The following is a 16,509-nucleotide window of genomic DNA, read 5'->3' on the forward strand; positions in this document are numbered from 1 at the left end:
GTCATAAAAAACCTCTATTCCTAAATTGTCCCGATGACGAGGATAATACTGATCACACCCACGGCGAGAGCCGCAAAACCCACTACATAAGAGAGGATGGTAAGCCACGGGGCCGGAGGCGCACTCCGTAATGACTCCAGCCTGCCCTCACGGCTCAACCTGTCATACTCTGACGGCCGCTCCTCCTTCATCTCCCCCTCACTTATCCTACCGGTAAAAATCACCGGGTCGAGAGGAAATTTATCCCCTCTTAGATGGGTATGGCCGAAGTGAAAGATAAAGATAAAGCCCGTGGCAAGCAGGGCCTCATCACTATGGACGACTGCCGCGATGTTGAGTATCCACCCTGGAAAGAAGCGCGAGAAAAACTCGGGGAACCAGAGGAAGAGTCCGGATATTCCTATCATCCCCACCCCCCAGAAAACCGCCCAATAATCGAACTTTTCCCAGTACGTCCACCTGTCGAAGCGCGGTTTCGGGCCCCGTCCCAGAAACCATTTTATGTTGCTCCCCATGTCTTTGAGATCCTTGATCCCAGGCACCATGGAATTGGGACCCAGGATGAAGCCAAAAAGGGGCTCGGTCGATCTATACCTGAAGAAATGGATGAGATACACGAGATGGGCGGCAAAATACCCGAAGGTAAGAAGGGCACAGACCCGGTGGAGAAGGCCTGCCCTTTCAAAGCCACCAATAAAAGAGACGAAATGAGGGGCCCACGGACTATCGGAATACTTCAAAGGCAGGCCCGTCACGGCAAGGCCGAGAAAGCTCACCATGACGATAAGGTGCATGATCCGGTGAACGCCGTTGAAACGGATAAAATAGGTTTCTCCGGCATCTTTCATTCCTTCCTCCTTTTCCCGCGCCTTCCATGCCTTTCGATCCACGATCTCGGAAACCAGAGGATCGTGTGGATCCCGAAAAATCCGAATACCGCGATCAAAAGAGCGGTCATAAAAACCCACACATAATAAAATATCGGATTATCATCTTTTTTTCGGTAATCCACATGGGCGACGTAGGTAGTAAAACTCTTGTTGGCCTTCGGGTGGCATTGCGCACAGGTGGCGATGATATTCTTTTCCGAGATCTTCGAGCCCGGGTCCGACCGGGGCAGCACATCATGGGCGCCGTGGCAATCGGCGCATTTTGCAACCCGGGTAAAGCCGAGGTTCGTAATCTTACCGTGATAAGAATGGTGATAGGTTTCAAGGGGTTTTTTATGGCAGCTCCCGCATTCCCTGATGGCTTCGAGCATCCACGCAGTGGCTTTGACCGGTTTTATCTCGTGGGGGAGATGACAGTTCGCGCAGCTCGGGGCGGCCTTATTGCCCTCTTTCACCTGTTGGGCGTGAATACTCTTTCCGAAGGCCTTCTCTTCCGCCTCGTGACATTTCCCGCAGGTCACGGAGATATTGGCGAAATAGATCTGCGATGTGCGGTCGGTATGAGGTTTTATTGCATGGGAGCCATGACAATCGCTGCATGCGGCGGAAACGGGAATGCCCCCCTTGGTGAGGGCCTGGCCGTGGATACTGTCCAGGTAAAGCGAGTTTTCCGCAGGTATGTTATATTTCTTTATCATCTCCGTGTTCGCATGGCATCGTGAGCAGGTCTTCGGGAGGTTGAAAACGTTGACGGCGGATTTGGAGTTATCTCTCCCGAGCATTTCGTGAGTCTTTCCATGGCAGTCTTCGCAGATTGCCACCGCCCTTCCGGTCTTTTCGGTTTGTGCGTGAATGCTTTCCTTATAATCCTTCACCACACCTGAATGGCAGGCGCCGCATGTCGAAGGGGTAAGGGCTTTCGCGTTCTCCACATTGTGATAGCCGTGACACTCCCTGCAGGTGGCTTTCTCTTTCTTCCCCTGCCCGTGGACGCCCAGGCGGTGTTGGTTGAAGGCGGCGCCATGGCATGATTTGCAGGCCTTTCCATGTACCTTCTCGGGGTGGGGAAGCTCTTTGATATCATGGCACTCTACACAGGCAAGCGATTTGTGCACGGATTTGTCGAATATTTCCTTGTGGAAAAAAAGGGAGACTGTCTTATTGCCGGGGCCTTTTTTGGTAAGTTCTTTTTCTCCATGACACCCCATGCAGTCATCATTGGAGATTTCGGCGCCATAGCCGTTACCCCAGAGCAATACCAGAAACAGCAGGAAAAGACCGCTCCACACCGTGCTCTTTCTCAAGGCCCGCTTCCTCCTTCGCACTTACACCGTTCAAGTTTATACCATTTTATTTTTTCTGACAATTATTTTGAGAGGGGCTTTCCTGTGAAGGCGGTAAAACGCAGGGGTATCGGTCGCGCTCTATGCGAATGTATCGAGGGTATACTCCAGGGTCTCGTCCTGTGCCCTCACCGCTTTTACATATGCCTCGAGGCCTCTTTGGGCAATGATCATCTGTGGGATCTCCTGTCCCGGGGTCGTGTCCGAGACATCGGCAAAAAGTCCATTGGAACCCTGGCCTATCGATCCCGACGAGGTGAGGTTGATTCCGGAATTCTCGCCCCCTGAGAGGGCTGTCCTTTCCTTCTCCGAAATAGCGCTCACCCTCAGATTGTTGATCGATGATGAGGCGGCGCCGTAAAACGAATTCTCGAGCTTCTTGAGTGATCCTACACTCATGCTCATCAGGTAGGGATAAATTCCGCTTATCATCTATCAATTCTAGCAGAAGAAGAGCCGCTCCGCTGTGATATGGGTCACATTACGAAAAAAAATTACATCATTTGAAATATATCGGGCCATTAAGAAAAAACTTAGATCTTTTCGCCGTCCGGTGTATCGGAGTCGGGGAAAATTTTTCCCGGGTTGAGCAGACCTTTCGGATCGAAGGCGTTCTTTACCCGTTTCAAAAGCTCCAGTTCGGTCCGGCTCATCTGGAGGTTCATATAATTTTTCGCCGTAATCCCGACCCCGTGCTCCCCTGTCAATTTTCCACCCATGGAGACCGTCTTCCGGTAGATTTCACCGAGCAGTTCGTGAGCCTCCTCCGTCTCCGCGAAATTCTTTTTTCGATACTGGATCGTCACATGGAGGTTTCCGTCACCCCCATGCCCGAAGGTAGCGACCTTTACCGACTTTCCCGCCTCACTCTCTCTGATTGCCCGGACGAGAAAAGGCAATTCGTACCGGGGCACCACCACATCCGCTTCCAGATGGTCCTTGCCTTTCGCCTTGAGGGCCGGAAGGGCCTCACGTCTTATTCTCCAGAGTTTTTCCCCTTCCCGGTCGTCCAGCGCGAGCCTTGATTCTATTACGCCCTTCATGCTCCGAGCCAGCTCGAGGATATGGCCCGCCTCCTCATTTACGGCGCCCTCGTGATTTCCGTCAATCTCGACCAGCACAAGCGCCGCGGCATCTCTCCTCAGGAATTCGGCGCCCGGAAGGTAATCGCCCACACAGTTTATCGTCACATCGTCCATGAATTCTATGGCGCATGGGACAATACCCTTTTCAAAGACGGATGCCACAAAGCGTGCGGCAACGATAAGGTCGTCAACATATATAATGCAGGTGCGGCGGTACATAGGTCTGGGAAGCACTTTGAATATTATCTTCGTAATCACGGCAAGGGTGCCCTCGGAGCCGGTAAGAAGGGCTGTCAGATCATACCCCGTCACGTTTTTCACGGTCCTGCCGCCTGCGTTGATAATCTCGCCGCCGGGAAGCACGGCTTCGAGGCCGAGCACGTAGTCTCTTGTAACGCCGTATTTTACGGCTCTCGTATATCCTGCATTCTCCGCCACGTTTCCACCGACCGTGCTTTCTACCGTGCTCGAGGGGTCGGGGGGAAAGAAAAGATTGCGCTCCCTGAGGGCCTCCTGCAGGTCGGCGGAGATAACCCCGGGCTCCACTACCACCTGCATGTTTTTCTCATCGATCGCGATAATTTTGTTCATTCTGATCAGGGAGAGGACCGCCCCGTGCCGGACAGGCAGGGCGCCGCCCGAAAGCCCTGTCCTGCCGCCCTGGGGCGTCACCGGCATCTCCATGCGGTATGCGAGCTTCATGATCCCCGACACTTCTTCAACGTTCTCCGGCAGAAGGACGATGTCAGGCGCAAAACGCATCTCAGTGGCATCATAACAGTAGTGGGAAAGACCTTCTTTGTCGGCCACCACCTGACGCTCCTCGAGAAGAGAACTTACCTGCGTGAGGAATGATTGAATTTTATCCTGCCCCATCTTATCTCCTGTGACCGGTATTTTTTGAGTTTAGCCGATAAGATGGAAGGTTTCCATATTTTTCAACTGTAGCCCCTCAATTTGAATCGAAGACTGCAATTCACGCGGGGCACGGCCGGGGAAAAACCGTGTCCGCAGGTTTTTCACACTCTATTGACAAGGCGGAGCCCACTCGGTACAATCAATACTTGCGCAGTCCTTTACTGCTCATCCTTCACTGCCTGGGCTGATGAGACAGGATATCAGGATTTTATCGACAGGGAGACGGTTTCTTCTATTCGACGGTCCCTGCTTCATTATAGCGCGGTATGCCATGGACGAGAAAGACAGGAAAATACTTAATCTCATACAGGAAGAGTTTCCTTTAACCGCGGAGCCCTTTGTCGAGATCGGAAGAGAGGCGGGCATAACCGGGCAGGAGGCCCTCCAACGGGTTAAGAAGGCGAAAGACGAAGGACTTATCAGGCGGATCGGACCAATCCTCGAACCGAAGGAGCTCTCTTTGGTGAGCATCCTCTGTGGGGTCTACGTTGAGGAGGGCATACTCGCGGATGTGGTGGGACAGATCAATGCCCATAGCGGCGTTACCCATAATTATGAGCGGGAAGGGAGGCTCAATGTCTGGTTCACCGTCACCGCGAAGACTTGGGAAAGTATCGAGCGTTTCCTCAATACCCTTGAAGAGCGCTATTCTCTCACCATATACCGATTTCCCAAGAAAAGAGTCTTCAAGATAAAAACCTTTTTCCCTCTCTGACGGAACACCCGCAGAGGCATTCCGCGACAGGGTCAAAACTCTTCACCACCCAGGACAAGGAGCGAATTACATGGTTCAAGGCATGGAAAAAATAAACGGGAACTCTGAGGGCGCCGCAGGGAAACGCATCTTTCTTGTAGACGGCAACTCCTACCTCTACAGGGCCTTCTACGCCACACCGCACCTTTCGAATTCACAAGGGCTGCCGACAAACGCGACGTATGCGTTCATGAACATGATAAGGAAGCTGCTCAATGAGGAAAAGCCCGACAGGCTGATCGTCATCTTCGATTCCAAGGGCCCCACATTCCGCCAGGAGATCCTCGATACTTATAAAGCCCACAGACCGCCCATGCCGGGCAATCTTTCCGCTCAGATACCCTATGTAAAGAAAGTCACGAAGGCCATGGGCCTTCCCGTGGTAGAAAAGGAGGGAATCGAGGCCGACGATATCATCGGCACCATAGTGGAGCAATTGAAAGGCCGGAGCGCCATGATCTTTATCGTGACCAGTGATAAGGATCTGATGCAGCTCGTATCGGAAAGGGTCTTCATTTACGATTCCATGAAGGGCCTCCTCGTGACGGAAAAAGAGGTGGAAGAAAAACTTGGCGTAAGGCCTTCCCTCGTGGTCGATTATCTCGCCCTCGCGGGGGATGCTTCGGACAATATTCCCGGAGTCCCGGGCATCGGAGAGAAGACGGCCCGGGAGCTTATCACCAGGTATGGCGACGTCGAGCATATCTACGAGAACATCGCAGATATCACCAAACCCGCGCTCAGGCGCAAGCTCGAAGAGAATCAGGATTTCGCATTTTTGAGCAAAAACCTCGCCACCCTGAGGCTTGACGTGCCCCTGGAAGAATCGATCGACGATCTCGTCATGACCGAGCCCGACCTTGCCGCCTTGAGGCATCTCTACAGGGAGCTCGAGTTCACCGCGCTTTACCGGGAGATGCGGGTGGAGACGGAGGAAAGAAAGCAGTGGCCTCCCCTCGCCCTCTCTGACCTCGACATGAAGCGGATGGCCATCGTGGCGATCATGCATGGAAAGGACCCGAGAGAGACACGGCTCGCCAGGTTTGCCGCATTCGACGGAAAAGGCATATTCTATTCGGAAGATGAGGCGGACCTACTCTCCCTTCTCGGCAGCGCGGAAGAGCTGGTAACCCATAACCTGAAGCCCTTCCATTTATTGGCAGCCAACCGGAACGTGACCCTTCCGGAGCGCTGTTTCGACACCATGCTCGCCACGTACCTCGTCAACCCCCTCAGGAAGGACTACTCGGTGGTCTCGGTCATAGAGGAATATCTCGATGTGGAGCTTTCATCTCATGACGCGAAACTGGCCCTCCTCGACAGCCCGCCCTATCTTTTCGACTTAAAGAGCCTTCTTTCGGAGAAAATGGAGGAACAGGGGCTTTTGGATCTTTATGACGAAATCGAGCTCCCCCTCGTGGCAGTGCTCGCTGCCATGGAGAATTATGGCGTAAAAATCGACAGGAGCATTCTGGCGGGCCTCTCAAGGGATTTCGACGGGAGGCTCAATAGCCTCATGAAAAATATCTTTGACCTCGCGGGTGAATCGTTCAATATCAACTCACCCCAACAGCTCTCCCGTATTCTCTTCGAGACGCTGAAGCTGCCTCCCACGAAGAAGACCAAGAAAGGATTTTCGACCGATACGGACGTCCTCCAGTCCCTCTCCGTCCTCCATCCCCTCCCGAAGGAGATACTCCAATACAGGACCCTTACGAAATTGAAAAGCACTTATGTGGATGTCCTTCCCACCCTGATAAATCCGGCTTCCGGGAGGATCCACGCCTCTTTCAACCAGATGGTGGTCGCCACGGGCAGGCTCTCCAGCACCGATCCCAACCTCCAGAATATCCCGGTCAGGGGGGAGGAGGGAATGAAGATCCGCCGCGCCTTCGTCCCCGAAGAGGGATTTCTGCTCCTCTCATCGGATTATTCCCAGATCGAGCTCAGGATCCTCGCCCATATCTCCGGAGACGAGATCCTTATCGATACCTTCCGGAGAGGTGAGGACGTCCATGCCCGCGTGGCGCAGGAGGTATTCGGAGTGGGGCCCGACGGGGTAACGGGCGACATGCGCCGGAGCGCAAAGGTGATAAACTTCGGGATCATCTACGGCATAAGCGGATACGGCCTCTCAAAGGAGCTTGGCGTTTCTCCCCGGGAGGCGCAGGATTATATCGACGAATATTTTGTGAGATACAGGGGAGTGAAGCGCTATATCGACGGCATAATAGAAGAGGCCCGGGAAAAAGGCTTCGTCACCACCATGCTGGGGCGGGTGCGGTGCATTCCCGAGGTGAAAAACCACGATGCGAACATACGGCAATTCGGGGAAAGACTTGCCATGAACACCCCTATTCAGGGAAGTGCCGCCGATATCATCAAACTCGCCATGGTACATATATGGCGGAAACTCGCCTCCCTCGGCCTCGGCTCGCACCTTATCATGCAAATCCATGATGAATTGGTAGTGGAAGTGAAAGAATCGGAGTCGCTTCTCGTGGAGAAACTGGTCAGGGAAGAGATGGAGCGTGTGGTCCCCCTCTCCGTGCCCCTCGTAGTAAACATCAAGAGAGGCAGGAATTGGGCGGAAGCCGACGAATGAGCCGCCCTCCATGACCAGGAAAGGAACTAGCTGATCATCCTATCCTTATTCTCGGGTCCGCTACCGCATACATGATATCTGCAAGAAGGTTGCCCAGGAGGGTGAGGAAGGCCCCGATCACGAGGATGCCCATGATGGTCGGGTAGTCCCTCGACATGACGCTCATGAAGAAGAGCTGCCCCATACCGGGAATGGAAAAAATGCTCTCCATTATTACACTTCCTCCGATCAGACCCGGTACCGACAGGCCGAATATGGTGATCACGGGAAGGAGCGAGTTCCGAAGCGCATGCTTTCTCAGGACCATCCGCTCGGGAAGCCCTTTCGCATAGGCGGTGGTGATATACTCCTGCCGCAACACTTCGAGAAGACTGTTCTTCATATACCGGGACACTCCCGCGAGACCGCCGATAGACGAGCAAAACACGATGATGACAAGGTGCTTCACGAGGTCGATGCCCTTCTCGAAGAAAGAAAGGTCTGCAAAGTCGAATGATTTTATCCCCGATATGGGCAGCACTTCCAGATAGACCCCAAAAAAGAGCATGAGCAGGAGGGCGAGCCAGAAATGGGGCATGGCGTAGCCCGCAAACACGAACGCGCTCAATCCTTTATCAAGCCAACTGTCTTTATACCGCGCCGAGTATACCCCTATGGGAATGCCCACCATGAAGAAGAGGACCGTCGATAAAAGCTCGATTGTGATCGTAATCGGGAGCCGCTCCGCAATTTTGTCGATAACAGGTCTTCTGTCGGGGGCGAAAGAAGGGCCGAAATCGAGCCGCACGATCCTCTTGAGCCAGAGGAAGTACTGGATATGAAGCGGTTTATCGAGCCCGTAATAGGCCTTTATCCTGTCCCTCACTTCCTTGGTCACTTTGGGGTTCATCTCCGCTTCGAGCACGCTCGGCTCTCCCGGCGTCAGGTGGATCACTGCGAAAGAGATGATCGATATACCCAGCAGCATGGGGATCATGAAGAAGAGACGTTTAAGGAGATAGCGCAGCACTCTTTTTATACCTCCTCTGGTTCTCCGGCACGTACCATTTTATAAAATCATAGGTAATTCCCGCCGGGGCGGGTTCTATTCCCTTGAAGCGCTTGTGGACCGCAGTATTGGCATAAGGGATAAAAAGAAACGTGTAGGGCTGCTCCTCGGCAAGGATCTCCTGCACCCTGTCGAGATACTTTTTCCGTTCTTTCCTGTCCAGGGTATGGCGCGACTTCACGAGCATCTCGTCCACCTCGGCATTTTCGAAAGAGATGAAGTTAAGCTCCTTTTTGCCCTGTTTCGATGAATGCCATATATCGAACAGATCGGGATCCTGAGGGATCGTCCATCCCAGGATGACCGCTTCAAAATTCTTCTTGTCGATGAATTCATTTATAAAAGCGGCCCACTCGATCACCCTGATCTTGAGCCTTATCCCCACGTCCGAAAGCCTCTTCTGAATAAGCTCCGCGCACTTGATCCTCACGTCGTTGCCCTGGCTCGTCAAAACGGTGAATTCAAAGGGGGCGCCGTCCTTGCGAAGTATCCCATCGGGTCCCATCTCGAAACCCGCTTCCTTGAGGAGCGATGCCGCCTTCTCCTTATTGTATCCGTATTTCTTCACATTCCCGTTGTAAGACCACATATCGGGCTTTATGGGACCGTCGGCTTCAATGCCCTGGCCGAGGAGGATTCCGTCGACGATCTCCTTCTTGTCGATCGCATAGGTGATCGCCTGACGCACCCGTTTATCCTTAAAGTAGCGGTGCTTAAGATTATAGCCCATATACACATAGGAAAAGGCGAGGAACTTGAATTTATTGAATTCCCTTTTGAATCGGGGATAATCGGTCTGCCTTACCGCCTGCATGGGGGTCAATGCCGCCATGTCGATGCCGCCCTGCTTCAGCTCGAGAAAAGTGGTCGCCGTGTCGGGCACCACGCGCATGACGTAACGGTTAAGATAGGGCCTGCCTTCGAAATATTTTGGATTGGCGGAGAGAATGAGCCGGTCCCCCGCGATCCATTCACTGAACATATAGGGGCCGGTACCAATGGGCGCCCTGCGCAGGGGAGATGCGGTGATATCCCGTCCCTCAAGCAGGTGCCTCGGCATTATTGCCGCGTTCCAGCTTATGAGCGCCGGAGCGAAAGGTTTCTCGTAGGTGACTTTGAACGTATAATCGTCAAGGACCTGAGCTTCCTTTACGAGCTTGAAATCTCCGGAATAGGCGGTCGGCGTCTTCTCGTCCACCGTGACCCGGTAGGTATACATGACATCATGGGCAGTGAAGGGCCGGCCGTCGTGCCAGGAGACATTTTTTCTGAGATGAAAGGTTATGGAAAGATTATCTTTCGATATATCCCACGACTCAGCCAGGTCCCCCACGATATCGAGGTTTTTGTCATATTTGACGAGCCCGTTAAAAACAAGTCCGCTTATCTGGTGGGAAGGCTGATCCGAAGCGAGGATCGGAATGAGGTTCGACGGCTCTCCTGTTGAAGACGTGATAATAGTATCGCCAAATGACGCCTTCCCCGGATCGTCATAAAAGCCGATTTCCTTCGGTTTGCCGCAGGAAAGACAGAAGAAAAGGACGAGGGCCCATATAATCCATAATTTCGGGAACATTGCGCTTATTCTAACAAAAGGAGCGCCTCAAGTAAAGGAATCTCGGGGAGTCCTCCTCCATTACGCCTTCTCGATCCTGATGTGCGCCGCCCCCTTCTCTTTCCTGAGCTCTTCCGCCCGGCCGAGGATCTTCCCCACCATATTGACCGCACCGGCAGGCACGGGGTCCTCTCCGGTGCTCAAAGGGGTGGGGCCGAAGAAGATCGCCAGGGCGGCCCCCGGCGGCCAATATCCGATATCTCCGACTTTCACCGCCGTGGTAGCCCCCTCATCCAGCCCCACGGAGATCGGTATCTCGAAGTAGAATTCATCACCCCATCTATTGATATCTTTTTCAATGGGAAGAATCTCCGCAATGGACCTAGCGCAGGCAGTATCGAACAGCTCGCCGCGAAGGGAAGTCTTTCCTATAGTGATTGTAACAGGGACCGTCATATTACCTCCCGGGACTAATTCCCTCAACCCTTTTAATACCTCCCCCGTACGAATGTCAAGAAGCATTTATCTCCGCGCCTCTCGCGAGGATTTTGGTTTACTATCATCTGCCCCTGGGATAATATCTAATGCGCGGGCGGTGACTTGTCCTCCCATTAAGAATCGGGCCCGAATTGCGATAAAAACAATGGAGTCTTCCGGGAAGATCCAATATAAGGAGAAGAACATGAGACGATCCATAGAGGCTATCCTTTTGTGCTCCTTTGTAGCCCTTTTATGTATGGCGGTACTGCCCATGAATGCCCGCGGCCAGGATAAGCGCTGGGTTCATTTCACCTTCGACAAGAACCTTCAGAATACAGATTACTACTACGATCGCGAGACGGTGAGGTATTTGTCGGATAATAGGGTGAGCGTATGGCTTAAAATCGCTTCGCCCCAAAGCGAGGAACTGCTTCATCTGGAGATAGAATGCTCCGGCTCCATGTTCCGCACGATCGAGCCCTATAAGCCCCTCTTCGGGAGCCCGGTCAAGACATCTTATGCCCAATACGGCTGGCTCGAAGTCCCTCCGGATTCCGAGGTTTTTCTGCTCAAGAAGGCCCTCTGCAGGTAGAATATTCCGGAGGCGCCCAAAGCCCGCGCCCCAAATGAAAATCACGGATCAGATCAGGGAAAATAACGGACAACCTGCGTCACACGGGGAAAGGGAAGCTCTGCCGGATCAGTTTGAGGAGATTGTACCTCTCCCGCAGGGACAGTTTGAGATAGAACTTGCTTGTGATCAGGATATGGATAATCTTTTTCATAGCGTGCAGCTCAGGCATCGGTACCCCCCTATGTCGGCGCTGCCGGGGCACGATCTTCAGGCAAATCCCGGCTTGGTACATTATCGGCAGTTCTTGGATAAACTTTAGCCGATAGGGGCCTTTCCGGGAAAAATAGGGTATTTAATTAGTTACGAAAACCAGCAGGGGGGATCATTTGAATTTATGGTGGTCCTTGTTCTTCTGATAGAGCATCTTGAGTCCCCTCAGGGTAAGCATCTCATCGACTTCGTCTATGGTCAGAGATTCTTTGAAAATAAAACTGGATAAACCGCCTGTGGCGATCACGTAGGGAGTGGTCCCGACCTCTTCCTTCATCTTGCTCACTATTCCGTCGACAAGACCCACATATCCGTAAATAATTCCCGCCTGCATGGCATGGACCGTATTCTTGCCTATGAGGCTTTTCGGTTTGATGAGCTCGACCCTCGGGAGCTTGGAGGCCCTTTCGAAAAGCGCTCCCAGAGATATCATGATTCCGGGAGCGATGGCGCCTCCCGCATATTCTCCTTTTGCGGTAATGTAATCGAAGGTGGTGGCCGTCCCAAAATCTACGATGATAAGAGGTTTTTTATACTTCTCATACCCTGCCACCGCATTGACGATCCGGTCGGCTCCCACTTCCTGGGGGTTCTCGTAAAGAATGGGCATACCGGTCTTGATGCCGGGCTCGACCACGAGAGGCCTTATCCCCACATACTTCCGGCAGATTATCTCGAAAGGTATGAGCATGGGCGGCACCACACATGAGATAATGGCGCTGTCGATGTCCGTGAGCTTTATATTTTCGAAATTGAGAAGGCTGTTTAAAAGGATCGCGTTCTCATCAACCGTCTTCTGAATCGAGGTGCTGAGCCTCCAATGGTTGACGAGGTTATCCTCGTCGTATACTCCGAAAACAATGTTCGTATTACCGATATCGATTACAAGTAGCATAGGCTAATAATTCACATCCCCCGCAATTATCTTTTTCAGCCGGCCCCCTTCTTCGAGGACTACCGCACCGTCCCGGTCTATGCCCACGCATATGCCCCGGTTCACTTCACCCATCTGGACTATCTCCAGGTACTTCCCTTTTATCGCCGCCCGATCCTGCCAGATCCTGCAGATCTCCGATTCGCCTTGAGTTTTGAAAATCTCGTAATATCGTTCCAGGTTGGAGAGTAGCTTACCACAGACTTCGGCTCTTTCAAAGACCTTTCTTGTCTCCATCGAGAGGGAGGTGGCCTTCTGCCTGATCTCTTCAGACATCCCCCCTACTTCCATATTGATATTGAGCCCTATGCCTACGATTACGAACCGCACCATCTCCGCTTCCGTCGACAGCTCGAGAAGGGTGCCACAGACCTTCTTTCCGTGAATCAGCACGTCGTTGGGCCACTTGAGCGCGGGTTCGGTCCCTAAATCCTTTATGGTGTCATAGACCGCAAGAGACGAGAGAAACGTTATAGGATAAATACGGGAGGGATGGACCTGGGGCCGAAGGATAACCGACAGGTAAAGGTTCTTCCCCTCCGGAGAGAACCAGACCCGTCCGAGCCGGCCTTTCCCCATGCCTTGCGATTCGGCGATCACTACGGCGCCTTCAGGCTCCCCATTGAGGGCGAGCTGGAAGGCCAGAAGGTTGGTCGAATCGACTCTATCTTTATAAATCGACTTGTGGCCCACGTACCGTGTGTCGAGGAAACGATCGATCTCCCAGGGGTAAAGCCGGTCGGGACCCCGCACCAGCATATAGCCTTTGCCTTTCGCCTTAGTCACATTGTAGCCCAGCTCGTCGAGGTGGTTCACATATTTCCAGACCGCAGTCCTCGAGATGCCGATTTTGCGTGCAATGTAGTCTCCCGAGACAAAGCCCTCGGTTTCCCGGAGAAAGGTCAACAGCTCCTTAATTCTGTCCATTTTCTATTTTGTCGTAGTGAGAGAAGAACATGGTGAAAGAGGCCCTCCCCTGAGAGAGTGAGCGCACGTCCGTCGAATAGCCGAACATCCTCGTGAGCGGCGCATTCGCCTGTATGACCGTGATCTTGTCCTTTGAATTGACATCCGTGATCTGGCACTTCCTCGAATTCAGGTCGCCGATGATCTCACCGAGAAATTCATTCGGTGTAGTGACCGTAAGAGACATAAAGGGAACGAGAAGCACGGGTTTAGCCTCGACGCATGCCTTCCTGAAGCCCTCATAGGCCGCCATCTTGAGGGTAAGGCGCGCGAACTCCGGACTGCTCGTGGAGGCGTCCAGCACGTCGACCTTTATATCCGTCAAGGGAAAGCCTTTGAGGATCCCTATATGGGAGGCCTCCGTGATGCCCTCTTCGAGGGCGCTGATGTAGGGATATGCGAGGCTCTCCTCTTTCAGGTGGGCGTGCACCACGTTACCCTGGCCCCTTGCATTGGGAGAGATCCGGAGAGAGACCCACCCCCTGGGAGTGGATGAACCCGCGGTTCCGGCCACGCCGGTAAGTACTTTCTCAAAAGCATGCTCCACCAGGGCTTCTCTTTCTATGGTCTCTTTGTAGACCACCTGCGGCCTGCCCACGTGAAGCTCGATATTGAACTCTTCTTTTATCCGCCTCACCACCACGTCCAGGTGAAGCTCCCCCATGCCGGAGACCACTGTCTGATAGGCGTCCTCATCCGTTCTCACTACAAATGTAGGGTCTTCCTCCGCGATGCGCTGGAGGGTGAGAAGGAGTTTCTCCTGGTCTGCGTTCTTCCGGGGCTCCACTGCAATGGAGATAACGGGTTGATATACTTCTATCTGCTCGAGCACCAGGGGTTTTGCCCCTACCAGGGTATGGCCCGTGGAGGTCTCCTTGAGTCCCACAATCCCCACGATCGCGCCGGTTCCTGCCTTTTCGATCCGTTCCCTGTGGTTGGCATGCATTTTAAAAATTCTGGAGATTTTTTCTTTCTTGTTGATGTTGACATTGAGGATATCATCCCCGACCTTTATCGTTCCCCCGTAGACCCTGATGTAAACGAGTTTTCTCCCCTCCTGCATGACCACTTTGAAGGCCAGCGCCGTAAAATCCTCGTCGTCCCTCGCCTCACGCTCCTCGATCTCTCCTGTCTGAGGATTTATCCCTTCGACGGAAGGTACATCTAGGGGAGAAGGAAGGTATCTCACGACCGCATCCATGAGGGGCTGAACGCCTTTATTCTTCAACGCGCTTCCGCAGAGGACGGGTACGCATTTCAAGCCTATGGTCCCTTTTCTCAGGACCTCGTGGATAAGGGCCTCTTCTACGGTCCCCCCTTCGAGATAGATCTCCATAAGCCTGTCGTCCAAAAGGGAGAGTTTCTCGAGAAGCCGCTCCCGCTGTTCATGGACCGCCTCCTCATACTCCTTCGGGATCGATATGGAGTTATAAGTCGCGCCGGAGTCCGCTTCATCCCAGACTATGGCTTGCATGGTAATGAGATCCGCGACCCCGTAGAATCCGTCCTCTCTTCCGAGAGGTATCTGTATGGGGATAGGATTTGCCCCGAACTTCTCTACAATCGAATCGATCACGGAAAAATAATCGGAGCCGAGGCGATCCAGCTTATTTATAAATGCGAGTCTCGGCACGTGGTACCTGTCCGCCTGGTGCCACACCGTCTCCGACTGGGGCTCCACACAGCCCACCCCGCAAAAGACCGCTACCATGCCATCAAGAACCCGGAGCGACCTTTCCACCTCAATGGTGAAATCCACGTGTCCCGGAGTATCTATAAGCTGTATCTCATGACCGGCCCATTCAAGAGTAGTAACCGCGGAGGTAATGGTAATGCCCCTCTCCTGCTCCTGGGGAAGGTAATCCATGGTAGCAGTGCCTTCATGAACTTCTCCGATCTTATGGGTTTTGCCGGTGTAGAAAAGGATACGCTCCGTCACGGTTGTCTTGCCCGCGTCTATATGGGCGGCAATTCCGATGTTCCTTATCTTTTTAAGGCGCTCGACTTCTTTTTTCATAACGTGAAAATATGACCTATTACCGGTCAAAAGTCAATATTAACGCGTTGCCGTGTTAAGGCGTTGCCGCCAGGTGCGACCGAAGACGGAGATTGGCCTTTGCCTCTCTCGAGGAGATTAATTCCCGGATCGACACCGTCCTATCGAGGGGTCACAGTCTCAACAATCAGGCCGGGAGTATCATGAGGCGGGCCGCCGGGCTTTTGCCCGATAGCCCTTCACTTTTGAAAATCATTCGAAATTTGGGGAGTTCTCGATCGAAGGCCCTAAGGGACGAGAGCGGCCTCCGTCCTTTACTTTTCCACCGCCTTGAGATCCTTTTCTCTGTCCGGCGTTAAATCGGCTTGATAAAAATCCCGATCCGAGGGAATAATGAGGGTGAATTCCGTGGTATCATCTATCTCCAGCGTGGCTTTCTCCACTGCAAAGTCGAGCACATGCCCCCCGGCGGACCGGTCCGCCGTGATGAAGTGAAGGTGATAGCCGGGAACGTTTACTCCTTTCACATAAGGAGGACAACGAAAACCTACGATCGTGCCTTTTACATTCTTTAAGGTGAAAAGAGGCTGCGTCTTTACCACCTCTTTCAACGGCTTATACGGCTTTTCCTGGGCGGGAACGCTCCGGGTCTTCACGATGCGAAAAACGCCCGATATCTTGATCGCATAAAACATATTAAGGGTAGGAAGCATTCGATCGGCTACATTTGCGACCCCCGCAAAATCCATATCCTTGTCGAGAATAACGGTGCGATCCGCCTCGAAATATGTCACCGCGGCAAAGGGCGTCTTCGTCTCCATGCCCGGCCTCTCGACCGCCCCCCGTCCGTTAATCCGGTAAAATTCTCCGTCTACCAGCACCATTTCACCGTCAAGGGAATTGTAGGTACCCACTCCGAAGTCGCCTTTCCCTTTTAGGGCCCCAAGGGTGGTCTCCCCGTCATAAATACCTGTCATCAGGGCATCTATAGTCGAGATCTGGGTGAGCGTATCCTGCCCGGCATAAGAGAGTCCTGTTGCGGTAAAAACTAAAACCAAAACATACACAATGAATCGTCTCATTTGCAGTTC

15 protein-coding genes are annotated in these 16,509 nt (G+C 52.9%); 3 read left to right on the forward strand and 12 right to left on the reverse strand.

Features of this window, described 5'->3' with window-relative positions; translation table 11 throughout:
• Window positions 1-20: 20 nt before the first annotated feature.
• The 4 genes from VGJ94_07995 to VGJ94_08010 form a co-directional block, all read right to left on the reverse strand.
• Window positions 21-848: a cytochrome b/b6 domain-containing protein gene (locus VGJ94_07995; protein ID HEY3276547.1), complete on the reverse strand. Its 828-nt coding sequence runs from the start codon at window positions 846-848 to the stop codon at window positions 21-23.
• Window positions 845-2,194, reverse strand: coding sequence for a hypothetical protein (locus VGJ94_08000; protein ID HEY3276548.1), 1,350 nt, complete (start codon window positions 2,192-2,194; stop codon window positions 845-847). The genes VGJ94_07995 and VGJ94_08000 overlap by 4 nt, the downstream gene beginning before the upstream one ends.
• 120 nt (window positions 2,195-2,314) lie before the next feature.
• Window positions 2,315-2,665: a hypothetical protein gene (locus VGJ94_08005; protein ID HEY3276549.1), complete on the reverse strand. Its 351-nt coding sequence runs from the start codon at window positions 2,663-2,665 to the stop codon at window positions 2,315-2,317.
• Between the two features lie 101 nt (window positions 2,666-2,766).
• On the reverse strand, window positions 2,767-4,194 hold the full coding sequence (locus tag VGJ94_08010; GenBank protein ID HEY3276550.1) for an FAD-linked oxidase C-terminal domain-containing protein: 1,428 nt from the start codon (window positions 4,192-4,194) through the stop codon (window positions 2,767-2,769).
• Window positions 4,195-4,507: 313 nt separating this feature from the next.
• Here VGJ94_08010 and VGJ94_08015 point away from each other — a divergent pair, with 313 nt between their 5' ends.
• Window positions 4,508-4,951, forward strand: a complete 444-nt coding sequence (locus tag VGJ94_08015; protein ID HEY3276551.1) for an AsnC family transcriptional regulator — start codon at window positions 4,508-4,510, stop codon at window positions 4,949-4,951.
• Window positions 4,952-5,021: 70 nt separating this feature from the next.
• A complete protein-coding gene (gene polA / locus VGJ94_08020; protein ID HEY3276552.1) occupies window positions 5,022-7,595 on the forward strand; it encodes a DNA polymerase I in 2,574 nt (857 codons plus the stop codon).
• Between the two features lie 34 nt (window positions 7,596-7,629).
• Here polA and VGJ94_08025 read toward each other — a convergent pair whose 3' ends face one another.
• From VGJ94_08025 to VGJ94_08035, 3 genes are read right to left on the reverse strand one after another with little or no spacing between them, the layout of a single operon-like run.
• A complete protein-coding gene (locus VGJ94_08025) occupies window positions 7,630-8,604 on the reverse strand; it encodes an ABC transporter permease (protein ID HEY3276553.1) in 975 nt (324 codons plus the stop codon).
• Window positions 8,585-10,219, reverse strand: coding sequence for a peptide-binding protein (locus VGJ94_08030; protein ID HEY3276554.1), 1,635 nt, complete (start codon window positions 10,217-10,219; stop codon window positions 8,585-8,587). The genes VGJ94_08025 and VGJ94_08030 overlap by 20 nt, the downstream gene beginning before the upstream one ends.
• Window positions 10,220-10,279: 60 nt before the next feature.
• A complete protein-coding gene (locus VGJ94_08035; GenBank protein HEY3276555.1) occupies window positions 10,280-10,654 on the reverse strand; it encodes a cyclophilin-like fold protein in 375 nt (124 codons plus the stop codon).
• 226 nt (window positions 10,655-10,880) lie between these two features.
• Between VGJ94_08035 and VGJ94_08040 the strand changes: the two genes are divergently transcribed.
• On the forward strand, window positions 10,881-11,270 hold the full coding sequence (locus VGJ94_08040; protein HEY3276556.1) for a hypothetical protein: 390 nt from the start codon (window positions 10,881-10,883) through the stop codon (window positions 11,268-11,270).
• Between the two features lie 79 nt (window positions 11,271-11,349).
• Here VGJ94_08040 and VGJ94_08045 read toward each other — a convergent pair whose 3' ends face one another.
• The 5 genes from VGJ94_08045 to budA all read right to left on the reverse strand — a co-directional run bounded on the left by VGJ94_08045 (window position 11,350) and on the right by budA (window position 16,500).
• On the reverse strand, window positions 11,350-11,481 hold the full coding sequence (locus VGJ94_08045) for a hypothetical protein (protein ID HEY3276557.1): 132 nt from the start codon (window positions 11,479-11,481) through the stop codon (window positions 11,350-11,352).
• A 153-nt stretch (window positions 11,482-11,634) separates the two neighbouring features.
• Window positions 11,635-12,417: a type III pantothenate kinase gene (locus tag VGJ94_08050; protein ID HEY3276558.1), complete on the reverse strand. Its 783-nt coding sequence runs from the start codon at window positions 12,415-12,417 to the stop codon at window positions 11,635-11,637.
• Between the two features lie 3 nt (window positions 12,418-12,420).
• On the reverse strand, window positions 12,421-13,383 hold the full coding sequence (locus VGJ94_08055) for a biotin--[acetyl-CoA-carboxylase] ligase (GenBank protein ID HEY3276559.1): 963 nt from the start codon (window positions 13,381-13,383) through the stop codon (window positions 12,421-12,423).
• On the reverse strand, window positions 13,370-15,439 hold the full coding sequence (gene fusA, locus VGJ94_08060; GenBank protein ID HEY3276560.1) for an elongation factor G: 2,070 nt from the start codon (window positions 15,437-15,439) through the stop codon (window positions 13,370-13,372). Before fusA ends, VGJ94_08055 begins: the two co-directional genes overlap by 14 nt.
• A gap of 293 nt (window positions 15,440-15,732) precedes the next feature.
• Window positions 15,733-16,500, reverse strand: a complete 768-nt coding sequence (gene budA / locus VGJ94_08065; GenBank protein ID HEY3276561.1) for an acetolactate decarboxylase — start codon at window positions 16,498-16,500, stop codon at window positions 15,733-15,735.
• Window positions 16,501-16,509 lie beyond the last annotated feature (9 nt).

Source organism: Syntrophorhabdaceae bacterium, from assembly GCA_036504895.1.
Taxonomy (GTDB): domain Bacteria; phylum Desulfobacterota; class Syntrophorhabdia; order Syntrophorhabdales; family Syntrophorhabdaceae; genus PNOM01.

What these genes read in the sequence shown, in the direction of transcription:
- VGJ94_08055 (HEY3276559.1), bottom strand. Translation starts at nt 13,383, where the DNA reads ATGGACAGAATTAAGGAGCTGTTGACCTTTCTCCGGGAAACCGAGGGC.
- fusA (HEY3276560.1), bottom strand. Translation starts at nt 15,439, where the DNA reads ATGAAAAAAGAAGTCGAGCGCCTTAAAAAGATAAGGAACATCGGAATT.
- VGJ94_08040 (HEY3276556.1), top strand. Translation starts at nt 10,881, where the DNA reads ATGAGACGATCCATAGAGGCTATCCTTTTGTGCTCCTTTGTAGCCCTT.
- VGJ94_08015 (HEY3276551.1), top strand. Translation starts at nt 4,508, where the DNA reads ATGGACGAGAAAGACAGGAAAATACTTAATCTCATACAGGAAGAGTTT.
- VGJ94_08030 (HEY3276554.1), bottom strand. Translation starts at nt 10,219, where the DNA reads ATGTTCCCGAAATTATGGATTATATGGGCCCTCGTCCTTTTCTTCTGT.
- VGJ94_08005 (HEY3276549.1), bottom strand. Translation starts at nt 2,665, where the DNA reads ATGATAAGCGGAATTTATCCCTACCTGATGAGCATGAGTGTAGGATCA.
- VGJ94_08045 (HEY3276557.1), bottom strand. Translation starts at nt 11,481, where the DNA reads ATGCCTGAGCTGCACGCTATGAAAAAGATTATCCATATCCTGATCACA.
- polA (HEY3276552.1), top strand. Translation starts at nt 5,022, where the DNA reads ATGGTTCAAGGCATGGAAAAAATAAACGGGAACTCTGAGGGCGCCGCA.
- VGJ94_08050 (HEY3276558.1), bottom strand. Translation starts at nt 12,417, where the DNA reads ATGCTACTTGTAATCGATATCGGTAATACGAACATTGTTTTCGGAGTA.
- VGJ94_07995 (HEY3276547.1), bottom strand. Translation starts at nt 848, where the DNA reads ATGAAAGATGCCGGAGAAACCTATTTTATCCGTTTCAACGGCGTTCAC.
- budA (HEY3276561.1), bottom strand. Translation starts at nt 16,500, where the DNA reads ATGAGACGATTCATTGTGTATGTTTTGGTTTTAGTTTTTACCGCAACA.
- VGJ94_08035 (HEY3276555.1), bottom strand. Translation starts at nt 10,654, where the DNA reads ATGACGGTCCCTGTTACAATCACTATAGGAAAGACTTCCCTTCGCGGC.
- VGJ94_08010 (HEY3276550.1), bottom strand. Translation starts at nt 4,194, where the DNA reads ATGGGGCAGGATAAAATTCAATCATTCCTCACGCAGGTAAGTTCTCTT.